This window comes from Mycobacterium scrofulaceum (assembly GCF_002086735.1).
Taxonomy (GTDB): Bacteria; Actinomycetota; Actinomycetes; order Mycobacteriales; family Mycobacteriaceae; genus Mycobacterium; species Mycobacterium scrofulaceum.
Genome location: NZ_MVIJ01000027.1, coordinates 62,955 through 80,538, shown reverse-complemented (window position 1 = coordinate 80,538; position 17,584 = coordinate 62,955). Strand labels below are relative to the sequence as shown.

The 17,584-nt window shown below is 68.4% G+C and carries 17 protein-coding genes and 1 pseudogene; 14 read left to right on the top strand and 4 right to left on the bottom strand.

The genetic code is table 11. The features are described 5' to 3' along the window. Nucleotides 1–73: 73 nt before the first annotated feature. Nucleotides 74–844, bottom strand: a pseudogene (locus tag BST44_RS17845) (MFS transporter); the annotation flags it as partial. A 147-nt stretch (nt 845–991) separates the two neighbouring features. Here BST44_RS17845 and BST44_RS17840 point away from each other — a divergent pair. From BST44_RS17840 to BST44_RS17805, 8 genes are all read left to right on the top strand, one after another. Continuing rightward, nucleotides 992–1,624, top strand: coding sequence for an acyl-CoA-like ligand-binding transcription factor (locus BST44_RS17840; protein ID WP_083178434.1), 633 nt, complete (start codon nt 992–994; stop codon nt 1,622–1,624). Between the two features lie 9 nt (nt 1,625–1,633). After that, nucleotides 1,634–2,632 carry an ABC transporter substrate-binding protein gene (locus tag BST44_RS17835; protein ID WP_083178433.1) on the top strand — a complete coding sequence of 333 codons (999 nt, stop codon included), beginning with the start codon at nt 1,634–1,636 and terminating at the stop codon, nt 2,630–2,632. A 112-nt stretch (nt 2,633–2,744) separates the two neighbouring features. Then, a complete protein-coding gene (locus BST44_RS17830) occupies nt 2,745–3,422 on the top strand; it encodes a 5-oxoprolinase subunit B family protein (protein ID WP_083178432.1) in 678 nt (225 codons plus the stop codon). An 8-nt stretch (nt 3,423–3,430) separates the two neighbouring features. Beyond that, nucleotides 3,431–4,348 (top strand): 5-oxoprolinase/urea amidolyase family protein, encoded by a 918-nt coding sequence (locus BST44_RS17825; RefSeq protein ID WP_083178431.1) that lies wholly within the window; start codon nt 3,431–3,433, stop codon nt 4,346–4,348. Nucleotides 4,349–4,689: 341 nt separating this feature from the next. Then, complete coding sequence (locus tag BST44_RS17820) at nt 4,690–6,096, top strand: nitrate/nitrite transporter (protein WP_083178430.1); 1,407 nt, start codon at nt 4,690–4,692, stop codon at nt 6,094–6,096. A 77-nt stretch (nt 6,097–6,173) separates the two neighbouring features. After that, nucleotides 6,174–7,325: a uroporphyrinogen-III synthase gene (locus tag BST44_RS17815; protein ID WP_083178429.1), complete on the top strand. Its 1,152-nt coding sequence runs from the start codon at nt 6,174–6,176 to the stop codon at nt 7,323–7,325. After that, a complete protein-coding gene (locus tag BST44_RS17810; RefSeq protein WP_083178428.1) occupies nt 7,316–8,095 on the top strand; it encodes a sirohydrochlorin chelatase in 780 nt (259 codons plus the stop codon). Before BST44_RS17815 ends, BST44_RS17810 begins: the two co-directional genes overlap by 10 nt. A 72-nt stretch (nt 8,096–8,167) precedes the next feature. Further along, nucleotides 8,168–8,620: a TetR/AcrR family transcriptional regulator gene (locus tag BST44_RS17805; protein WP_065443851.1), complete on the top strand. Its 453-nt coding sequence runs from the start codon at nt 8,168–8,170 to the stop codon at nt 8,618–8,620. On the opposite strand, the gene nirD is transcribed toward BST44_RS17805, so the two are convergent. Together nirD and nirB are read right to left on the bottom strand one after the other, a co-directional pair. After that, complete coding sequence (gene nirD / locus BST44_RS17800) at nt 8,617–8,970, bottom strand: nitrite reductase small subunit NirD (RefSeq protein WP_083178427.1); 354 nt, start codon at nt 8,968–8,970, stop codon at nt 8,617–8,619. The genes BST44_RS17805 and nirD overlap by 4 nt on opposite strands. Beyond that, the gene (nirB, locus tag BST44_RS17795) at nt 8,967–11,546 is read right to left on the bottom strand and encodes a nitrite reductase large subunit NirB (RefSeq protein WP_083178426.1); all 2,580 of its coding nucleotides are present in this window, start codon (nt 11,544–11,546) and stop codon (nt 8,967–8,969) included. The genes nirD and nirB overlap by 4 nt, the downstream gene beginning before the upstream one ends. A gap of 227 nt (nt 11,547–11,773) precedes the next feature. Between nirB and BST44_RS17790 the strand changes: the two genes are divergently transcribed. The 6 genes from BST44_RS17790 (at nt 11,774) to BST44_RS30450 (ending at nt 16,579) form a co-directional block, all read left to right on the top strand. Next, entirely contained in the window at nt 11,774–12,214 is a 441-nt protein-coding gene (locus BST44_RS17790; protein WP_083178425.1) for an Hsp20/alpha crystallin family protein, read from the top strand. 218 nt (nt 12,215–12,432) lie between these two features. Continuing rightward, complete coding sequence (locus BST44_RS17785) at nt 12,433–12,729, top strand: Rv0250c family protein (RefSeq protein WP_083178424.1); 297 nt, start codon at nt 12,433–12,435, stop codon at nt 12,727–12,729. Between the two features lie 91 nt (nt 12,730–12,820). Then, entirely contained in the window at nt 12,821–13,648 is an 828-nt protein-coding gene (gene sdhC, locus BST44_RS17780; protein ID WP_083178423.1) for a succinate dehydrogenase subunit SdhC, read from the top strand. Nucleotides 13,649–13,691: 43 nt separating this feature from the next. Continuing rightward, nucleotides 13,692–15,605 (top strand): fumarate reductase/succinate dehydrogenase flavoprotein subunit, encoded by a 1,914-nt coding sequence (locus tag BST44_RS17775; protein WP_083178422.1) that lies wholly within the window; start codon nt 13,692–13,694, stop codon nt 15,603–15,605. After that, nucleotides 15,605–16,351 (top strand): succinate dehydrogenase/fumarate reductase iron-sulfur subunit, encoded by a 747-nt coding sequence (locus BST44_RS17770; RefSeq protein WP_083178421.1) that lies wholly within the window; start codon nt 15,605–15,607, stop codon nt 16,349–16,351. The genes BST44_RS17775 and BST44_RS17770 overlap by 1 nt, the downstream gene beginning before the upstream one ends. A 72-nt stretch (nt 16,352–16,423) precedes the next feature. Next, nucleotides 16,424–16,579, top strand: coding sequence for a hypothetical protein (locus BST44_RS30450; protein ID WP_167380221.1), 156 nt, complete (start codon nt 16,424–16,426; stop codon nt 16,577–16,579). 6 nt (nt 16,580–16,585) lie between these two features. Here BST44_RS30450 and BST44_RS17765 read toward each other — a convergent pair whose 3' ends face one another. Then, nucleotides 16,586–17,074 (bottom strand): flavin reductase family protein, encoded by a 489-nt coding sequence (locus tag BST44_RS17765; RefSeq protein ID WP_083178420.1) that lies wholly within the window; start codon nt 17,072–17,074, stop codon nt 16,586–16,588. Nucleotides 17,075–17,584: the final 510 nt, after the last annotated feature.

Below are 17,584 nucleotides of genomic sequence, written 5' to 3'. Positions count from 1 at the left end.
CGGCGGGTTCGGAGGGCGGGCCGGGGAAACGGATCGGTAGAAATGCCGACACCGCGCCCCGGTCCGACCCCTACACCCAGGTGTCGGGATGCCGCAGCGACAGCCACACCGGCTTCACGTCGGCTTTCGCCTCGGACAGGTTGTTCATGAAGGCGAACGCGCACACCGCGGCCACCACGGCCAGCGGCACGTAGAACAGGCCGGCGCGCGACAGCGTCACCCCGCCACCGGCGACGACGATGGGCGGGATGATCTTCTGCACCACCGCGACGCCGATGTTGCCGCCGGCCGCGTTGAGGCCCAGCGCCCACCCCTTGTCCCGCTCCGGGTAGAAGAACGAGATGTTGGCCATCGACGACGCGAAGTTGCCGCCGCCGAAGCCGGCGGTCGCGGCGATCGCCACCAGCGCCGCGAACGGCAGGCCGGGGTGGGCGACCGCCCAGGCCAGCAGCAGGCACGGGATCAGCAACAGCGCCGCCGAGATGGTCGTCCAGTTGCGGCCGCCGAAGAGCGGGACCGCGAAGGTGTACGGCAGGCGCAGGAAGGCGCCGACCCCGCTGGGGACGGCGACCAGGCACAGCGCCTGGCTGGCGGTCAGCGCCCAACCGGACGCGGACGGGTGCCCGTGCGGACCCGCGGTCATCTGGACCACCACGATGCTCCACAACATCCACACGCTGAACCCGACGTGCTCGGCGAAGACCGAGAAGATCAGGTTGCGGCGCGCGACCGGCTTGCCCGTCGCCTCCCAGAACGCGGGGTCTTCGGGTCGCCAGTCGTCGATCCAGTGCTTGCCCCGACGCGGCGGGTTCGGGGGGGCGGGCGCCAGGACGGGGGATTGCACAGAGGTCGTCGTAGTCACGCCCCGACGCTATGGACGCACTGTTACCGGCCCGCATGGCCACAGTTACGCCGGAGATACGTGGATCTCGCAGCGGCCGTGCGCCCGTTGTCAGAACTTTTTGCCCCCCGGATGCGGGAGAATTGCGCCATGCAGGCGACTGACCAGCCCCTCGGGCTGCGGGAACGCAAGAAGATCAAGACCCGCCAGGCCCTGCGCCGCGAGGCGTTCCGCCTGTTCGACGAGAACGGCTACGCGGCCACCACCGTCGAGCAGATCGCCGCGGCCGCCGACGTCTCCCCCAGCACGTTCTTCCGCTACTTCGGCTCCAAGGAGTCGCTGCTGCTCGCCGACGACCTCGATCCGCTGATCCTGGCCGCGTTCGACGACCAACCGCCCGAGCTGTCGCCGAGCCAGGCCGTCCGCCGCGCCTACGCCACCACGATGGCCGGGTTGTCGCCCGAGCAGCTGGAGTTCGAGAACACCCGCCAGCGGCTCATCTTCTCGATACCCGAGCTCAAGGCGGCCCTCTTCGACGAGTACTACCGCACCGTGAACGTCATGGCCGAGGCGATCGCTCGCCGAATAGGCTGTGGCGCAACAGATTTCGAGATTCGGGTGTTCGTCGGCGCGATGGTCGGCGCCATGATGGCGGCCTTCGACAGCGCGCCGAAAACGGCCGACACCATCTACCGGGCGCTGGACTTCCTGGACGCGGGCATGCCGCTGGGCGAAGCGGGGCAACAGCGCGGCGGCGGGCGGCGCGGCCGCGGGACGCGATAATCTCACGCGATGCGACAGGGTTGGAATCGACGGGGATTCTTGCAGCTCGCAGGGGCCGGGGCGGTCGCAGCGGTCGCCGGGGCCCCGGCGGCGTGCTCGTCACGCAAACCGTCCTCGGATGCCTCCAACGGCAAATCGGTGACGATCAACCACCTCTTCGGCCAGACCGTGATCAAGGAACCGCCCAAGCGCGTCGTCAGCGCCGGTTACACCGAGCAGGACGACCTGCTCGCGGTCGGCGTGGTGCCGATCGCGGTGACCAACTGGTTCGGCGATCAGCCCTTCGCGGTGTGGCCCTGGGCCCAACCCAAGCTCGGCGGGGCGCAGCCGGTGGTGCTCAGTCTCGACAACGGGATTCCGGTGGACCAGATCGCGGGCCTCAAGCCGGACCTGATCGTGGCCGTCAACGCCGGGGTGGACGCCGATACCTATCAGAAGCTGTCCGCGATTGCGCCGACCGTGCCCCAGTCGGACGGCGACGCCTTCTTCGAGCCCTGGAAGGAGCAGGCGATCGCCGTCGGTCAGGCGGTGTTCCAGGCCGGGCAGATGAAGTCGCTGGTCGACGCGGTCGACCAGAAGTTCGCCGCCGTCGGCAAGGAACACCCGGCCTGGACGGGTAAGAAGGCGTTGCTGATGCATGGCACGCTGTGGCAGGGCACCGTGGTGGCGACCATGGCGGGCTGGCGCACGGACTTCCTGAACCAGATGGGGTTGGTGATCGCCGACAGCATCAAGCCGTTCGGCAACGACCACCGCGCCGTCATTCCCCGCGACCACATCAAAGCGGTGCTCGATTCCGCCGACGTGATCATCTGGACCACCGAGAACCCCGACGACCAGAAGGCCCTGCTCGCCGACCCCGACGTGGCCGCGTCCCAGGCCACCGCGCAGAACCGGCACATCTTCACCACCAAGGAGCAGGCCGGCGCGATCGCCTTTTCCTCGCCGCTGAGCTACCCGTTGGTCGCCGACCAACTGCCGCCGCTGATCGGCAAGATCCTCGGCTAGAGCGCGGCCGCCCCCGCGGCGTTTGAGCGTTTGCTAAGGCAGCTCTGGCAGTGTTCGAAAATCCCTCGCTCGCCCCTCGCCGGGGCCGCGATGGGGCGGTTACCGTCGAGTAATGAGCGTGACCGACGTGACCGACAACGTGTCCAGGGACCTGCCCACACAGCTGGTCGGCAACACTGTGCTGGACTTCGGTGACAGCGCCCTGATGCTGCAGTGCGGCAGCACCGCCGAGGTGCTGGCGTGGGCGGCGCAGCTGCGCGCCGCGGCGTTGCCGGGGGTCGTCGACGTCGTCCCGGCCGCGCGCACGGTGCTGGTGAAGCTCGAGGGGCCCCGCCTGCAGGGGGTGATCCGTCAGCGCCTGCGCAGGATGCGGGTCACCGCCGAGCACGTCGCCCCGGATCGGCGCGCCGACGTCGTCATCGACGTGGTCTACGACGGCCCGGACCTCGCCGAGGTGGCCGGCCTCACCGGGCTGACCGCTGCCCAGGTGATCGACGCCCACACCGGTTCGCTCTGGCGGGTCGGGTTCAGCGGCTTCGCCCCTGGCTTCGCGTATCTGGTCGACGGCGACGCACGGCTACGGGTGCCGCGCCGCGCGGAGCCCCGGACCGCGGTGCCCGCCGGCGCGGTCGGCCTGGCCGGCGAATTCAGCGCGATGTACCCTCGCCGGTCGCCGGGCGGCTGGCAACTGATCGGCCACACCGACGCGGTCCTGTGGGACCTCGAACGGCCCGATCCGGCCCTGCTGACGCAGGGCATGTGGGTCCAATTCCGGGCCGTCCGAGGGTAAGGAGCGCCGTGGCAACGCTGGAGATTCTTCGCACCGGGCCGCTCGCCGTCATCGAAGACCTGGGCCGGCCGGGACTGGCGCACCTGGGCGTGAGCCGGTCCGGGGCGGCCGACCGCCGCGCGCATCAGCTGGCGAACCGGCTGGTGGCCAACCCCGACGACCGCGCCACCGTCGAAGTCACGTTCGGTGGGTTCGCGGCGCGCGTCTCGGGCGGCGATGTCGACATCGCGGTGACGGGAGCGGACGCCGACCCGACCGTCGATGGAATCAAGTTCGGCACCAACAGCATTCAGCATGTTCGGGCCGGCCAGGTGATCGCCTTGGGCGCGCCCCGGGCCGGGCTGCGAAGCTACCTGGCGGTCCGCGGCGGCATCGGCGTGGAGCCGGTGTTGGGCTCGCGCAGCTACGACGTGATGTCGGCCATCGGCCCGTCACCGCTGCGGGGCGGCGATCGGCTGCCCGTGGGCGAACACACCCCCGACTACCCCGAACTGGACCAGGCGCCGGTGGCCGCGATCACCGGCCACACGGTCGAGCTCGCGGTGGTTCCCGGGCCCCGCGACGACTGGTTCGTCGACCCCGACCTCCTGGTGCACACGGACTTCGTGGCATCCGACCGAAGCGACCGGGTGGGGATGCGGTTGGTGGGCCGCCCACTGCAGCACCGCTACCCCGACCGTCAACTGCCCAGTGAGGGCATGACGCGCGGCGCAATCCAGGTGCCGCCCAACGGTTTACCGGTGATCCTGGGACCCGACCACCCGGTGACGGGCGGTTATCCGGTGGTGGGTGTGGTGATCGACGAGGACATCGACAAGATCGCCCAGGTGCGCCCCGGGCAGTCGGTGCGCCTGCACTGGTCACGGCCGCGGGCCCTGGTGGGCGCGGGCACCCACTCCGGCGGCGCCGGGTGGCCGTTCCCCTAGCCCCCGTTCGAAACGTGTTCCAGCTCACACGGTCTGGCGCGCCCGAACCGAATCACCGGGAACGCGCGACCATTTCACCGTTTCGCGGCCTACAGGCGTTTACCAGATAACTGGTAAAGAACTTACAGGCGATTCGGGCGGATTTGAGTTGACCCGTTGCGGTCCCGGATGTGAGCATCGAAATGCACGGCGGGGCATGCCTCTTCATTCGGTGCGCCCGGGGCCGGCCTTTTCGCGTCATCCCCATGGCCACAGCGGAATTCACCGGTGACCGCTCGACGATGAGCGCCGTCCCACGAAGTTTCCCGGAAGCATCGCAGTCGAGGAGAGGTGCCGAGCGGATGTCCCGAAATCACCGCATCACCGAATGGGATCCAGAAGACACGGTGGCCTGGGAGGCGGGCAACAACAGGATCGCCCGCCGCAACCTGCTCTGGATCATCGCGTGCGATCACGTCGCCTTCGGTGTCTGGACCCTGTTCCCGGTGATGGCGCTGTTCATGCCCCAGGACGTCTACGGGTTTTCCGCAGCGGACAAATTCCTGCTCGGCGCGACGGCGACCCTTGTCGCGGCATGCTTGCGCATCCCGTATTCCCTGGGCATCGCCACCTTCGGCGGCAGGAACTGGACCGTCTTTTCCATCCTGGTGCTGATCGTGCCGACCAGCGGCACGATCTGGCTGCTGGCGCACCCGGGCCTGCCGCTGTGGCCGTACCTGGTGTGCGCCGCGCTCACCGGAATGGGCGGCGCCAATTACGCGGCGTCGATGACCAACACCAACTTCTTCTACCCGCATCGGCGCAAGGGCTTCGCGCTGGGGTTCAACGCCGGCGCCGGCAACCTCGGCGTGCCGATGATCCAGTTGGTGGGGCTCCTGGTCATCGCCATCGCCGGGCACCGCCAACCGTATTGGGTGTGCGGACTCTACCTGGTCCTGCTCACGGTGGTCGCCGTCGGAGCGACCCACTACATGGACAACCTCGAGCACGCCACCTACGACGTCAGCCACCTGCGCTCGATCCTGCGCGAGGCGGACACCTGGGTGCTGGCCATGCTCTATCTGGGCACCTTCGGATCGTGGATCGGGTTCTCGTTCGCGTTCGGCCAGGTCTTGCAGATCAACTTTGTCGGCACCGGCCAGAGCCACGCCCAGGCCTCGTTGCACGCCGCCGAGTTCGCCTTCGTCGGCCCCGCGCTCGGGTCGGTGGCCCGCATCTACGGCGGCCGGCTGGCCGACCGCATCGGCGGCAGCCGCGTCACCCTGGCGGTCCTGGCCGCGATGGGGGTTTTCACGGCGTTTCTGGTCGCCATCAGCATTCACGACGACCGCACTCCCGGCCTCACCACGGCGGCCACCATGGTCGGCTACATCTGCGGCTTCATGGCCCTGTTCGCCCTGGCCGGGCTCGGCAACGGCTCGGTGTACAAGATGATTCCGTCGGTGTTCGAGGCGCGCAGCCATCGGCTCGGGATGCCCGAAGCCGACCGTTGCCGCTGGTCGCAGGCCACGTCGGGGGCGGTGATCGGATTTGTCGCCGCGTTCGGGGCGCTCGGTGGCGTCGGCATCAACCTCGCCCTTCGCCAGTCCTACATCAGCACCGGCACCGATACGTTGGCGTTCTGGGCTTTCCTGGCCTTCTACCTTTCCGCCGCCGTCGTGACCTGGGCCAGGTACGTGCGTCGGCCCACCTCGACGGCGGCAAGCGTGTCGGATTCCCAACCGCACTCCGAGCCCGCCCGGGTGTGAGCGCGGCCTCACGGTGGGCAATGCGCAAGCAATTGCCAGGTAACGCAACCGAAATCTGACAGGCATACACAGGTGATATGGGCCAGCCCGACTCCCCGCCGCTGACGGGTTACCGCATCGCGGTGACGTCGGCCCGGCGCTCGGAGGAGCTGTGCGCGCTGCTCAGCCGCCACGGCGCGGAGGTGTGCAGCGCGCCCGCGATCAACATGATCGCGCTGCCCGACGACGACGAATTGCACCGTAACACCGAGGCATTGATCGCCGAGCCACCCGACATCCTGGTCGCGCACACCGGAATCGGCTTCCGCGGATGGCTGGCCGCCGCCGAAGGGTGGGGGCTGGTCAACCCGCTCCTCGCGGCGCTGTCGTCGGCCCGCATCGTCTCCCGCGGGCCGAAGGCGACCGGCGCGCTGCGCGCCGCCGGCCTGCACGAGGAGTGGTCGCCGGAATCCGAGTCCTCGCAGGAGGTCCTGGAATACCTGCTCAAGTCGGGGGTGAGCGGGCTGCGGGTGGCAGTCCAGCTGCACGGCGCGGCCGACGCGTGGGATCCCTTCCCGGAGTTCCTCGGCGGTTTGCGCCTGGCGGGCGCCGAGGTGGTGCCCGTCCGGGTGTACCGCTGGAAACCAACGCCGTTGGGCGGCACGTTCGATCAACTCGTTACCGGGATCGCGGGGCGTCAGTTCGACGCGGTCACCTTCACGTCGGCGCCCGCGGCCGCGGCGGTGCTCGAGCGCAGCCGCGAGCTGGACGTCGAAGACGAACTGCTGGGAGCCCTGCGCACGGACGTGCACGCGATGTGCGTCGGCCCGGTGACCTCCAAGCCGTTGATCCGCAAGGGCGTGCCGACGTCGTCGCCGGAACGAATGCGGTTGGGCGCCTTGGCCCGTCATGTCGCCGAGGAGCTGCCCCTGCTCGGCTCGTGCACCGTGCGAGCGGCCGGCCACACGGTGGACATCCGCGGCACCTGTGTGCTGGTGGACGGCTCGATCAAGGTGCTCTCCCCGTCCGGCATGGGGATACTGCGCGCGCTCGCCAAACGGCCCGGCGACGTCGTCGCCCGCGGCGACCTGCTACGCGCGCTGCCCGGCAACAGCAACGACCCGCACGCCGTCGACACGGCCGTGCTGCGGCTGCGAACGGCTCTGGGCGACAAGAACATGATCGCGACCGTGGTCAAGCGCGGCTACCGGCTCGCGACCGAGCAGCGGGCGGATTCGGTGTGGCGCTGATTCTGGTCGCCCACGGCACCCGCCGCCCGGAGGGCGTGGCGATGATCGAACGGCTTGCGGCGCAGGCGAGTTCGTTGGTCGGCCACCGGGTTGAGGTCGCCTTCGTCGACGTGTTGGGTCCCACCCCCAGCGAGGTGCTGTCGCGGGCGATCAGAACCGGCCGGCCCGCGATCGTGCTGCCGGCATTCCTGTCGCGCGGCTATCACGTCCGCGCCGACCTCCCGGCCCACGTGGAGCAGAGCGGGCACCCGGACGTCATCGTGGCGCCGGCCCTGGGCCCGAGTGGGCAGGTCGCCCGGCTCGTCGGTGATCAGCTGGTCAAATGTGGTTGGCGGCCCGGCGATCCGGTGGTCCTGGCGGCGGCGGGGACCTCGGACGCCAGGGCCCGCGCCGACCTGCACACCACCGCGACGCTGGTGTCGGCGGTGACCGGGTCGCGGGTGGGTCTGGGCTTCGCCGCCACCGCAGACCCGCGGCTGCCCGAGGCCGTGGAGGGGGCCAGGCGCCACGCGCGCCGCACCGGCGCCCGCGTCGTGGTCGCCTCCTACCTGCTGGCCGACGGCCTGTTCCAGGAGCGGCTGCAGGCCTGCGGCGCCGACCTGGTCAGCGCGCCGCTGGGCACCCATCCGGGCCTGGCCCGCCTGATCGCCGATCGATTCCGTCGCGCCGTGCCGCCCGTGCTGGTCCCGGCCGCCCGACGGGCCTCGCGCCGACCGGGCGCGCAACGCTTCGCCCGCGGCCGCATCGCGCTGCCGCATCCGGCCGCCTGACGGCAGCAACCGCCGGGGCGCGCCGACGCGGCGACGCTTGATCTTTGCTCAGGGACCGACGATCCTGGCATCATGCCCCGTCGCGAAGAACCGTCGCATGGGCTCCTCGACCCGGTCGCCAAGATGTTGCGGTTGCCGTTCGGCACACCGGAATTCATCGACCGGATCGTCACGGGCGGGGTCAACCAGGCGGGTCGGCAGACGCTACGCATGCTGATCACCACGTGGGACGCCGCCGGCGGCGGCCCCTTCGCCGCGAGCGCGATCGCGTCCACCGGGATGGCCAAGACCGCCGAGACCGTGCAAAGCATGTTCATCGGCCCGGTTTTCGGCCCCCTGCTGAAGCTGCTCGGCGCCGACAAGGTCGCCACCCGCGCCTCGCTGTGCGCCTCGCAGCTGGTGGGCCTGGGCATCATGCGCTATGGCATCCGCTCCGAGCCGCTGCATTCGATGTCGGTCGACGCGATCGTCGACGCCATCGGGCCGACGATGCAGCGCTACCTCGTCGGCGACATCACGCGCTAGGCGGTCCGGCCCACCTGGACGAAACCGTCGGCGGTGACCCGCGCCGGGTACACCGGCACCGAGAAGTCCGGATCATCCAGGCAGGAACCGTCTTCCAGCGAGAAGGCCTGTTTGAGGATCGGCGATTGGACCGTCACCCGGCCACCGCGGTCACCCACGATCCCACGGGAGAGCACCGCCGCCCCGGAGAACGGGTCGACGTTGCCCACCGCGTACACCGAGCCGTCGTCCAGCCGGAACAACGCCGCCTGGGAACCGTCGTCGAGCAGCACGCCGACGCCCCGGCCCGGGATGAGGCGCTCGTACTCGCAGGCCGTCGTCCACACCGCAATGTCGTTGAGAAGTGTCATGATTGCTCTCCAGCTCCCGTACGGATCTTCGGCATCCCAATGGAGACAGGGATTTTGCGCCCGGCATGTTCGGTGAATTCGACCGTCGAGTCGACGGCGTCGGGGGCGTTGACGAACGAGACGAACCGCGACAGCTTGTCCGGGTCGTCGAGCACGCCCTTCCATTCGCATTGGTAGTTCTGCACGTGCCGCTCCATTGCGGCCTCGAACTCTTTGGCCAGGCCCAGCGAGTCCTCGCACACGACCTCGCGGACGTGGTCGAGGCCGCCCTCGAGCGAATCGACCCAGGGCGCGGTGCGCTGCAGCCGGTCGGCGGTCCGGATGTAATACATCAGGAAGCGGTCGACGTAGCGGACCAGCGTCTCGGTGTCCAGGTCGCCGGCCAGCAGCTGCGCATGCTTGGGTGTCATGCCGCCGTTACCGCCGACGTAGAGGTTCCAGCCCTTTTCGGTGGCGATGACGCCGACGTCCTTGCCGCGCGCTTCGGCGCACTCGCGCGCGCAGCCCGAAACCCCCATCTTGATCTTGTGCGGCGCGCGCAGGCCCCGGTACCGCAGCTCCAGGTCGATGGCCAGCTGCACCGAATCCTGCTGGCCGTAGCGGCACCAGTCGGTGCCCACGCAGCTCTTCACGGTCCGCAGCGCCTTGCCGTAGGCGTGGCCCGACTCCATCCCGCCGTCGACGAGCCGCTTCCAGATCTCCGGCAGCTGATCCACCCGGGCGCCGAACAGGTCGATCCGCTGGCCGCCCGTGATCTTCGTGTAAAGCCCGAAATCCTGGGCGATCTGGCCGATCAGGATCAGGTGCTCGGGCTTGATGTCACCGCCAGGCACCCGGGGCACCACCGAGTAGCTGCCGTTCTTCTGGATGTTGGCCAGGAAGTGGTCGTTGGAATCCTGCAGCGAGGCCTGCTCGCCCTCGAGGATGTGGTCCGAGCCGGTGGAGGCCAAAATTGAGGCGACCACGGGTTTGCAGATGTCGCAACCCTTTCCGCGGCCGAAGCGCTCCAGCAGGCCGGAGAATGTGCGGATCTCGGTCGCCGAGATGATCTCGAACAGCTCCGCGCGCGACTGGCTGAAATGCTCGCACAGCGCCTTGGACTGTTCGACGCCCTCGGCTTCCAGCAGCTGCTTGAGCAGGGGCACGCACGAGCCGCACGAGGTGCCGGCCGAGGTGCACGACTTGAGCGCGGGCACGTCGGCGCAGCCGTCGGCGATCGCGCACTTCAGGTCGCCCTTGGTGACGTTGTTGCACGAGCAGATCTGCGCCGAATCCGGCAGCGCCCCAACCCCCAGCGCCGGAGCCTCGCCCGAGACCGGAGCGATCAGCGCGAGCGGATCGCCCGGCAGCTCGCTGCCGACCATCGGCCGCAACACCCCGTACGACGAGGCGTCGCCCACCAAGACACCGCCGAGCAGGGTCTTCGCGTCGTCCGAGAGCACCAGCTTGGCGTAGGTCCGCTTGACGGCGTCGTTGATGGCGACCTCGAGGCAGTTCTCGGTCACCCCCATCGCGTCGCCGAAGCTGGCGACGTCGACGCCGAGCAGCTTCAGCTTGGTCGACAGGTCGGCTTCGCCGAACTCCGCCGCACCGTCCAGCAAGCGGTCGGCCACCACTTCGGCGGAGGTGTAGCCCGGCCCCACCAGGCCGTAGCACCGGCCACCGATCGCGGCCACCTCACCCACCGCGTAGATATCCGGATCACTTGTGCGGCAGGCTAAGTCGGTGAGCACACCGCCGCGCTCGGCGAGGGTCAGGCCGGCTTCCCTGGCCAGCTCGTCGCGCGGGCGGATGCCGGCCGCGAAGATGACCAGCCCGGCGTCGATGACCTCGCCGTCGGTCAGCCGCACCCGTACCGACGACACCCCGTCCGAATGGTCGAGCGCCTCGATCGACTCGGTGCCCGTGCCCACGTGCACCGCGATGCCCAGGTCGCCGACCATCTTGGCCAGCAACGCGCCGCCGCCCTCGTCGATCTGCTGGGCCATCAGCCGCGGCATCATCTCGACGACGTGCGTCCGCAACCCGAACTGGCGCAGCGCGTTAGCGGCCTCCAGCCCCAACAGGCCACCGCCGATGACCACACCGGCCGGCGTGCGTCCGGCCTCCACCGTGCGCCGGGCGTCGGCCCGGATGGCGTCGAGGTCGTCGAGCGTGCGGTACACGTGGCACGCCGCCAGGTCGTGGCCGGGCACCGGCGGGACGAAGGCGTAGGACCCGGTGGCCAACACCAACGTGTCGTAGGGGTGCCGTTGACCGTCGGCCGTCACCACCGACTTCGCTTCCCGGTCGATCCCGGTGACGCGGGTGTTCAACACCAACCGCACCAGCTCGTCGCCCGCGTAATCGTTGCCCGGCAACGCCAGCAGCTTGCGGTCCCAGCTCTCGGTGTACGAGGTCAGCCCGACGCGGTCGTAAGCCGCGTCGGCTTCCTCCGCGAAAACCGTGATGCGCCACAACCCCTCGGTGTCACGCGCCCGGAGCGCCTCCACCAGCCGGTGCCCCACCATGCCGTGTCCCACGACGACGATGTGACGGCCCGCACAGTGCGCGCGCGAAATCCCGTCTGCAGCCATGGCTTTGAGGTTAGCGGCCAGAAATTACCGCGGTTTCGCTCAATGTGACGGTCCTATGACGAGGATCTCACAACTCACAGCAACCGTTGTGAATATTCGTTCGCCCAAGGCGAACGCCTAGGTGGAACTTAAGCGTGGTCGACTCATGTTTTCCCTTACAGCCGGCCGGAAGGGCGCCGGACACAGCAAATCCACAACAAAGCTCAAGGAAGTGCAAGGAGATCCCCATGAGTAACCTCGCATTGTGGCCGCGGCCGGCCTGGGACACCGACCGGTGGTTGCGCGACTTCTTCGGCCCCGCCGCCGCGACGGACTGGGTCAAGCCGGCTAGCACGGGTTTTAACCCCGCGGCGGAGATCGTCAAGGACGGCGTCGACGCGATCGTACGCGTCGAGCTCCCCGGCGTGGACGTCGAAAAGGACGTCAACGTCGAGGTCGACCGTGGCCGGCTGGTGATCCACGGCGAACACCGCGACGAGCACGCCGAGGAAAAAGAGGGGCGCACCCTGCGCGAGATCCGGTACGGGTCCTTCCGCCGGTCGTTCCAGCTGCCCGCTCACGTCACCGGGGACGCGATCACGGCCTCCTACGATGCGGGCGTGCTGACGGTGCGGGTGACCGGCGCGTACGCCGGAAGCCGGGCCCAGCGCATCGCAATCACCAAGTAACGGGTGGTCGCCATCCGGCGGGGCCAGCCAGCCCCGCCGGATGCACCTGTGGGACAGGGCATTCCGTCCGCCGCCGCGATCCCCGCCCTCGACGGTCGGCGCGGCCCGGTGGCGCGGTCCGCGGTCGTCTGACGCGATCCGTCTGACAGCGGGCTGTGCGGTGGATAGTATTCAGAAGCGTACTGTGATCCGTAACACCGTCTGCCCGAGGAGATCCGTTGAGCACCACGACTGAACTCGCCGAACTGCACGACCTGATCGGCGGCCTGCGGCGGTGCGTGGGCTCCCTGAAGAGTCGCTACGGCGACAGCCCGGCGATGCGGCGCATCGTCATCGACGCCGACCGGATCCTCTCCGACGTCGAGATGCTGGACACCGACGTGTCCGAGCTCGACCTGTCGCGCGCCACCGTGCAGCAGTCCGGCGAGAAGGTCGTCATCCCCGACACCCAGTACGACAGCGAGTTCTGGCGCGATGTCGACGACGAGGGTGTCGGCGGTCACAGCAGGTCCTGACAACAAGGTCCGCACAACCAAGCCCCCCGGAAGCGAGGGGGTGCTCTCTGTGTACCCTTCGACCAACAGCCCGTTCGAAGAGGAACACTAGATGAGCGCACCCACGGCGAACCGTCCTGCGTCAGGTGTCTTTTCACCCGCGCGCGCCCGCATCCCGCAGCGGACCCTACGCACCGACCGGTGGTGGATGTCGCCGCTGCGGATCGACCTGGGTTTCGCCGCGTTCCTCATCTACGCGACGTTCCGCGCGTTCCAGCAGAACTACTTCTTCGTCCCGCAGTACCACTACCTGACGCCGTTCTACTCCCCCTGCGTGAGCACCGCCTGCGGGGAGGCCCACGACTTCTGGCCGCAGATCCTGCCGAACGTGTGGTGGCTGCCGTACGCGGCGCTGACGCTGCCGTTCCTGCTGCTGTTCCGGCTGACGTGCTACTACTACCGCGGCGCCTACTACCGCACGGTGTGGCAGTCGCCCAGCGCCTGCGCGGTCGCCGAACCGCGAGTCCACTACACCGGCGAGACCAGGTTCCCGCTGATCATCCAGAACAGCCACCGGTACTTCTTCTACATCGCCGGCATCATCTCGGTGATCAACACCTACGACGCGATCATCGGATTCCACTCCGACTCCGGCCCGCACGGCTTCGGGTTCGGCCTGGGCAACCTGATCATGGTGGGCAACGTCGTGATGCTGTGGGTCTACACGCTGTCCTGCCACTCGTGCCGGCACGTGACCGGCGGGCGGCTCAAGCACTTCTCCAAGCACCCGGTGCGGTACTGGATCTGGACCCAGGTCAGCCACATCAACACCCGGCACAAGCTGTACGCGTGGGTCACATTGGGCACCCTGATGCTCACCGATTTCTACATCGCCCTGGTGGCCAGCGGCACCATCAGTGACCTGAGATTTGTTGGCTGAAACGCCTTTTGAAAATAGTCAGAACTTAGCTAGCGAGGGTTTCATGGTTGAGGTCGAGCGGCATGCCTACGACGTAGTCGTCATCGGCGCCGGCGGCGCGGGGCTCCGTGCGGTCATCGAGGCGCGGGAACGCGGCCTCAAGGTCGCGGTGGTGTGCAAGTCCCTCTTCGGCAAGGCCCACACGGTGATGGCCGAGGGCGGCTGCGCCGCGTCGATGGGCAACACCAACCCGAAGGACAACTGGGAGACCCACTTCGGCGACACGATGCGCGGTGGGAAGTTCCTCAACAACTGGCGGATGGCCGAACTGCACGCCAAAGAGGCGCCCGACCGCGTCTGGGAGCTGGAAACCTATGGCGCCCTGTTCGATCGCCTCAAGGACGGCAAGATCAGCCAGCGCAACTTCGGCGGGCACACCTACCCCCGGCTGGCGCACGTCGGCGACCGCACCGGCCTGGAGCTGATCCGCACGATGCAGCAGAAGATCGTCTCGCTGCAGCAGGAGGACTACGCCGAACAGGGCGACTACGAGGCGCGCATCAAGGTGTTCGCCGAGTGCACCATCACCGAACTGCTCAAGGACGGAGACGCGATCGCCGGAGCCTTCGGCTACTGGCGCGAGACGGGCCAGTTCGTGCTGTTCGAGGCGCCCGCGGTGGTGCTCGCCACCGGCGGGATCGGAAAGTCGTTCAAGGTCACCTCGAACTCATGGGAGTACACCGGCGACGGGCACGCGCTCGCCCTGCGGGCGGGCGCGTCGCTGATCAACATGGAATTCGTCCAGTTCCACCCGACCGGCATGGTGTGGCCGCCCAGCGTGAAGGGCATCCTCGTCACCGAGGGTGTCCGCGGCGACGGCGGTGTGCTGAAGAACTCCGACGGCAAGCGGTTCATGTTCGACTACATCCCGCCGGTGTTCAAGGGGCAGTACGCCGAGACCGAGCAAGAAGCCGACCAGTGGCTCAAGGACAACGACTCGGCCCGCCGCACGCCCGACCTGCTGCCCCGCGACGAGGTAGCGCGCGCGATCAACTCGGAGGTCAAGGCGGGCCGCGGCAGCCCGCACGGCGGCGTCTTCCTCGACATCGCGTCCCGGTTGACGCCCGAGGAGATCAAGCGGCGCCTGCCGTCGATGTACCACCAGTTCAAGGAGCTGGCCGGGGTCGACATCACCAAGGAGCCGATGGAGGTCGGGCCCACCTGTCACTACGTGATGGGCGGGGTCGAGGTGGACGCCGACACCGGCGCGGCCACCGTCCCCGGGTTGTTCGCCGCGGGCGAGTGCTCCGGCGGCATGCACGGCTCCAACCGGCTGGGCGGTAACTCGCTGTCGGACCTGCTGGTCTTCGGCCGGCGGGCCGGACTGGGCGCGGCCGACTACGTCCGTGCGCTCAGCAGCCGCCCGACCATCTCGGCCGACGCCGTCGAGACCGCGGCGAAGCGGGCGCTGTCCCCGTTCGACGGGCCGGCCAACGGCGCCCCGGAGAACCCGTACACGCTGCAGCTCGAGCTGCAGCAGTCGATGAACGACCTCGTCGGCATCATCCGCAAGGCCGACGAGGTCGCGGAGGCCCTCACCCGGCTGGACAAGCTGCGCGAGCGGTTCAAGAACATGCACGTGGAGGGCGGCCGCCACTACAACCCGGGCTGGAACCTCGCCATCGACCTGCGCAACATGCTGCTGGTCAGCGAATGCGTGGCCAAGGCCGCGCTGGAGCGTACCGAGAGCCGCGGCGGCCACACCCGCGACGACCATCCGGCGATGGACTCCGGGTGGCGCAAGGTGCTGCTGGTCTGCCAGGCCGCCGGGGGCGACGAGGTGATCCCGGACATCAGCATCACCCGCAAGGACCAGGTGCCGATGCGGCCCGACCTGCTGGAGCTCTTCGAGATCTCCGAGCTGGAGAAGTACTACACCGACGACGAACTGGCCGAGCATCCGGGACGGAGAGGCTGATGACCTACAACGCGAGCATGCGCGTGTGGCGCGGCGACGATGCCGACGGCGCGCTGCAGGACTTCACGGTGGAGGTCAACGAGGGCGAGGTGGTGCTCGACATCATCCATCGCCTGCAGCAGACCCAGACGCCCGACCTCGCGGTGCGGTGGAACTGCAAGGCCGGCAAGTGCGGCTCCTGTTCCGCGGAGATCAACGGGGTGCCGCGGTTGCTGTGCATGACCCGGATGTCCACCTTCGCCGAGGACGAAGTGGTGACGGTGACGCCGCTGCGGACCTTCCCGGTGATCCGCGACCTGGTCACCGACGTGTCCTTCAACTACGAGAAGGCCCGCGAGATCCCCGCCTTCGCCCCGCCCAAGGACCTGCAGCCCGGGGAGTACCGGATGGCTCAGGAGGACGTGCAGCGCTCGCAGGAATTCCGTAAGTGCATCGAGTGCTTCCTGTGCCAGAACGTGTGCCACGTGGTCCGCGACCACGAGGAGAACAAGAAGGCGTTCGCCGGGCCGCGCTTCCTGATGCGGATCGCCGAACTCGAGATGCACCCCCTGGACACGATGGACCGGCGCGACCAGGCGCAGGAACAACACGGCCTGGGCTACTGCAACATCACCAAGTGCTGCACCGAGGTCTGCCCCGAAAACATCAAGATCACCGACAACGCGCTGATCCCGATGAAAGAGCGGGTCGCCGACCGCAAGTACGACCCGGTGGTGTGGCTGGGCAACAAGCTGTTCCGGCGCTGACCTAGCGTTAGCCCTCCCGGTGCGCCGGGTACCCGCATATCAACCCAAACTCCGAAAGGCAGCGTGGGAAATATGCGAGAAACCACCAGCATCAACGAAATTCGAACGGCGATCCGGGAGTTGTCCGTCCGCGCCGACCTTGCGCGCAAGGAAGGCCGCCACGACGATGCGGCCGAGCTCGAACAGCGGATAGCGGGCTTCCGGGCGGAACTCAGCCGCCGGCCCTGATCGCGTTCAGACGCCCAGGCGCCGGAACACGCTGCGGTGAAACACGATCGGCGCGACGTCGGCGTCCACCGTCACCTCGTTGACCCGCAGCACCACGATGGTGTGGTCCCCCGCCGGGATAAGCTGCTCGATCGCGCTTTCCAGCCACAGGGCGGTGCCCTTGATGAAGACGGCGCCGCTGTCCCGGGACTCCGTCTGAAGCCCGGCGAACCGGTCCCCGGTCTTGGCGGCCAGGGTCCGCGCCGCCTCGTCGTGCGCCTCGCCGAGCACGCTGATGCCCAGCATGGGCAGATCCTTCAGTTTGGGCCACGTCGTCGACGTGTTCTGCACGCAGAACGACACGAGCGGCGGATCCAGGGAGACGGGGACGAAGGTGCTGGCCGCCAGCCCCTCCCGGGTCCCCTCTACCTCGGCGGCGATGGCCACCACCCCCGAAGGGAAATGGCCGAAGGCCTCACGAAGTGTGGACGGTGTCAGGTTCTTGTTCGAGTTCACCGGAATTCATTCGCCCCTTGAGCCGAGAACGGGATTCTCGTCCCCGACCCTACCTGCCGAATATCCGTGCGCCGAAGCCACATCCGGGTGCGCGCGCAACCTGCTCTTCCCGGCGTTGCGACCGTAGGCGGAAAGGATCGGACCGTCGGGTCGGTCACCCGCCGCGTGGTTCTTCGGGCACGCCTCCAGCGTCCTGCGGGAGAGCTCCGCGGGGGCGCCGTGGCCGGTCAGGCAGAAGAAGCCCATCCCGTGCGCGGCCCGCGCGCAACCCTCGCCGCAATTGGGCCGCCGACGTGCGCGGATCCACCACGGGCAGGGTGGTGACGCATCCCACAGTTTAACTTCCGCTTCATTATCGCCGCAGCTCAGAAGCGTCGCGTGCGCTGCCCAACCGGTTGGTTAATTAGATGATGAAATCTAGCTCACATTGACTTGCGTTGAACTGTCCGAGAGCGATATTTTAACGGTGTTACTGGTGGGTAACTTAGAAGTAGTACCCAACCACAAGTG

What these genes read in the sequence shown, in the direction of transcription:
- sdhC (WP_083178423.1), top strand. Translation starts at nt 12,821, where the DNA reads ATGAGCGCACCCACGGCGAACCGTCCTGCGTCAGGTGTCTTTTCACCC.
- BST44_RS17770 (WP_083178421.1), top strand. Translation starts at nt 15,605, where the DNA reads ATGACCTACAACGCGAGCATGCGCGTGTGGCGCGGCGACGATGCCGAC.
- BST44_RS17830 (WP_083178432.1), top strand. Translation starts at nt 2,745, where the DNA reads ATGAGCGTGACCGACGTGACCGACAACGTGTCCAGGGACCTGCCCACA.
- BST44_RS17840 (WP_083178434.1), top strand. Translation starts at nt 992, where the DNA reads ATGCAGGCGACTGACCAGCCCCTCGGGCTGCGGGAACGCAAGAAGATC.
- nirB (WP_083178426.1), bottom strand. Translation starts at nt 11,546, where the DNA reads ATGGCTGCAGACGGGATTTCGCGCGCGCACTGTGCGGGCCGTCACATC.
- BST44_RS17775 (WP_083178422.1), top strand. Translation starts at nt 13,692, where the DNA reads ATGGTTGAGGTCGAGCGGCATGCCTACGACGTAGTCGTCATCGGCGCC.
- BST44_RS17805 (WP_065443851.1), top strand. Translation starts at nt 8,168, where the DNA reads ATGCCCCGTCGCGAAGAACCGTCGCATGGGCTCCTCGACCCGGTCGCC.
- BST44_RS30450 (WP_167380221.1), top strand. Translation starts at nt 16,424, where the DNA reads ATGCGAGAAACCACCAGCATCAACGAAATTCGAACGGCGATCCGGGAG.
- BST44_RS17815 (WP_083178429.1), top strand. Translation starts at nt 6,174, where the DNA reads ATGGGCCAGCCCGACTCCCCGCCGCTGACGGGTTACCGCATCGCGGTG.
- BST44_RS17835 (WP_083178433.1), top strand. Translation starts at nt 1,634, where the DNA reads ATGCGACAGGGTTGGAATCGACGGGGATTCTTGCAGCTCGCAGGGGCC.
- nirD (WP_083178427.1), bottom strand. Translation starts at nt 8,970, where the DNA reads ATGACACTTCTCAACGACATTGCGGTGTGGACGACGGCCTGCGAGTAC.
- BST44_RS17820 (WP_083178430.1), top strand. Translation starts at nt 4,690, where the DNA reads ATGTCCCGAAATCACCGCATCACCGAATGGGATCCAGAAGACACGGTG.
- BST44_RS17790 (WP_083178425.1), top strand. Translation starts at nt 11,774, where the DNA reads ATGAGTAACCTCGCATTGTGGCCGCGGCCGGCCTGGGACACCGACCGG.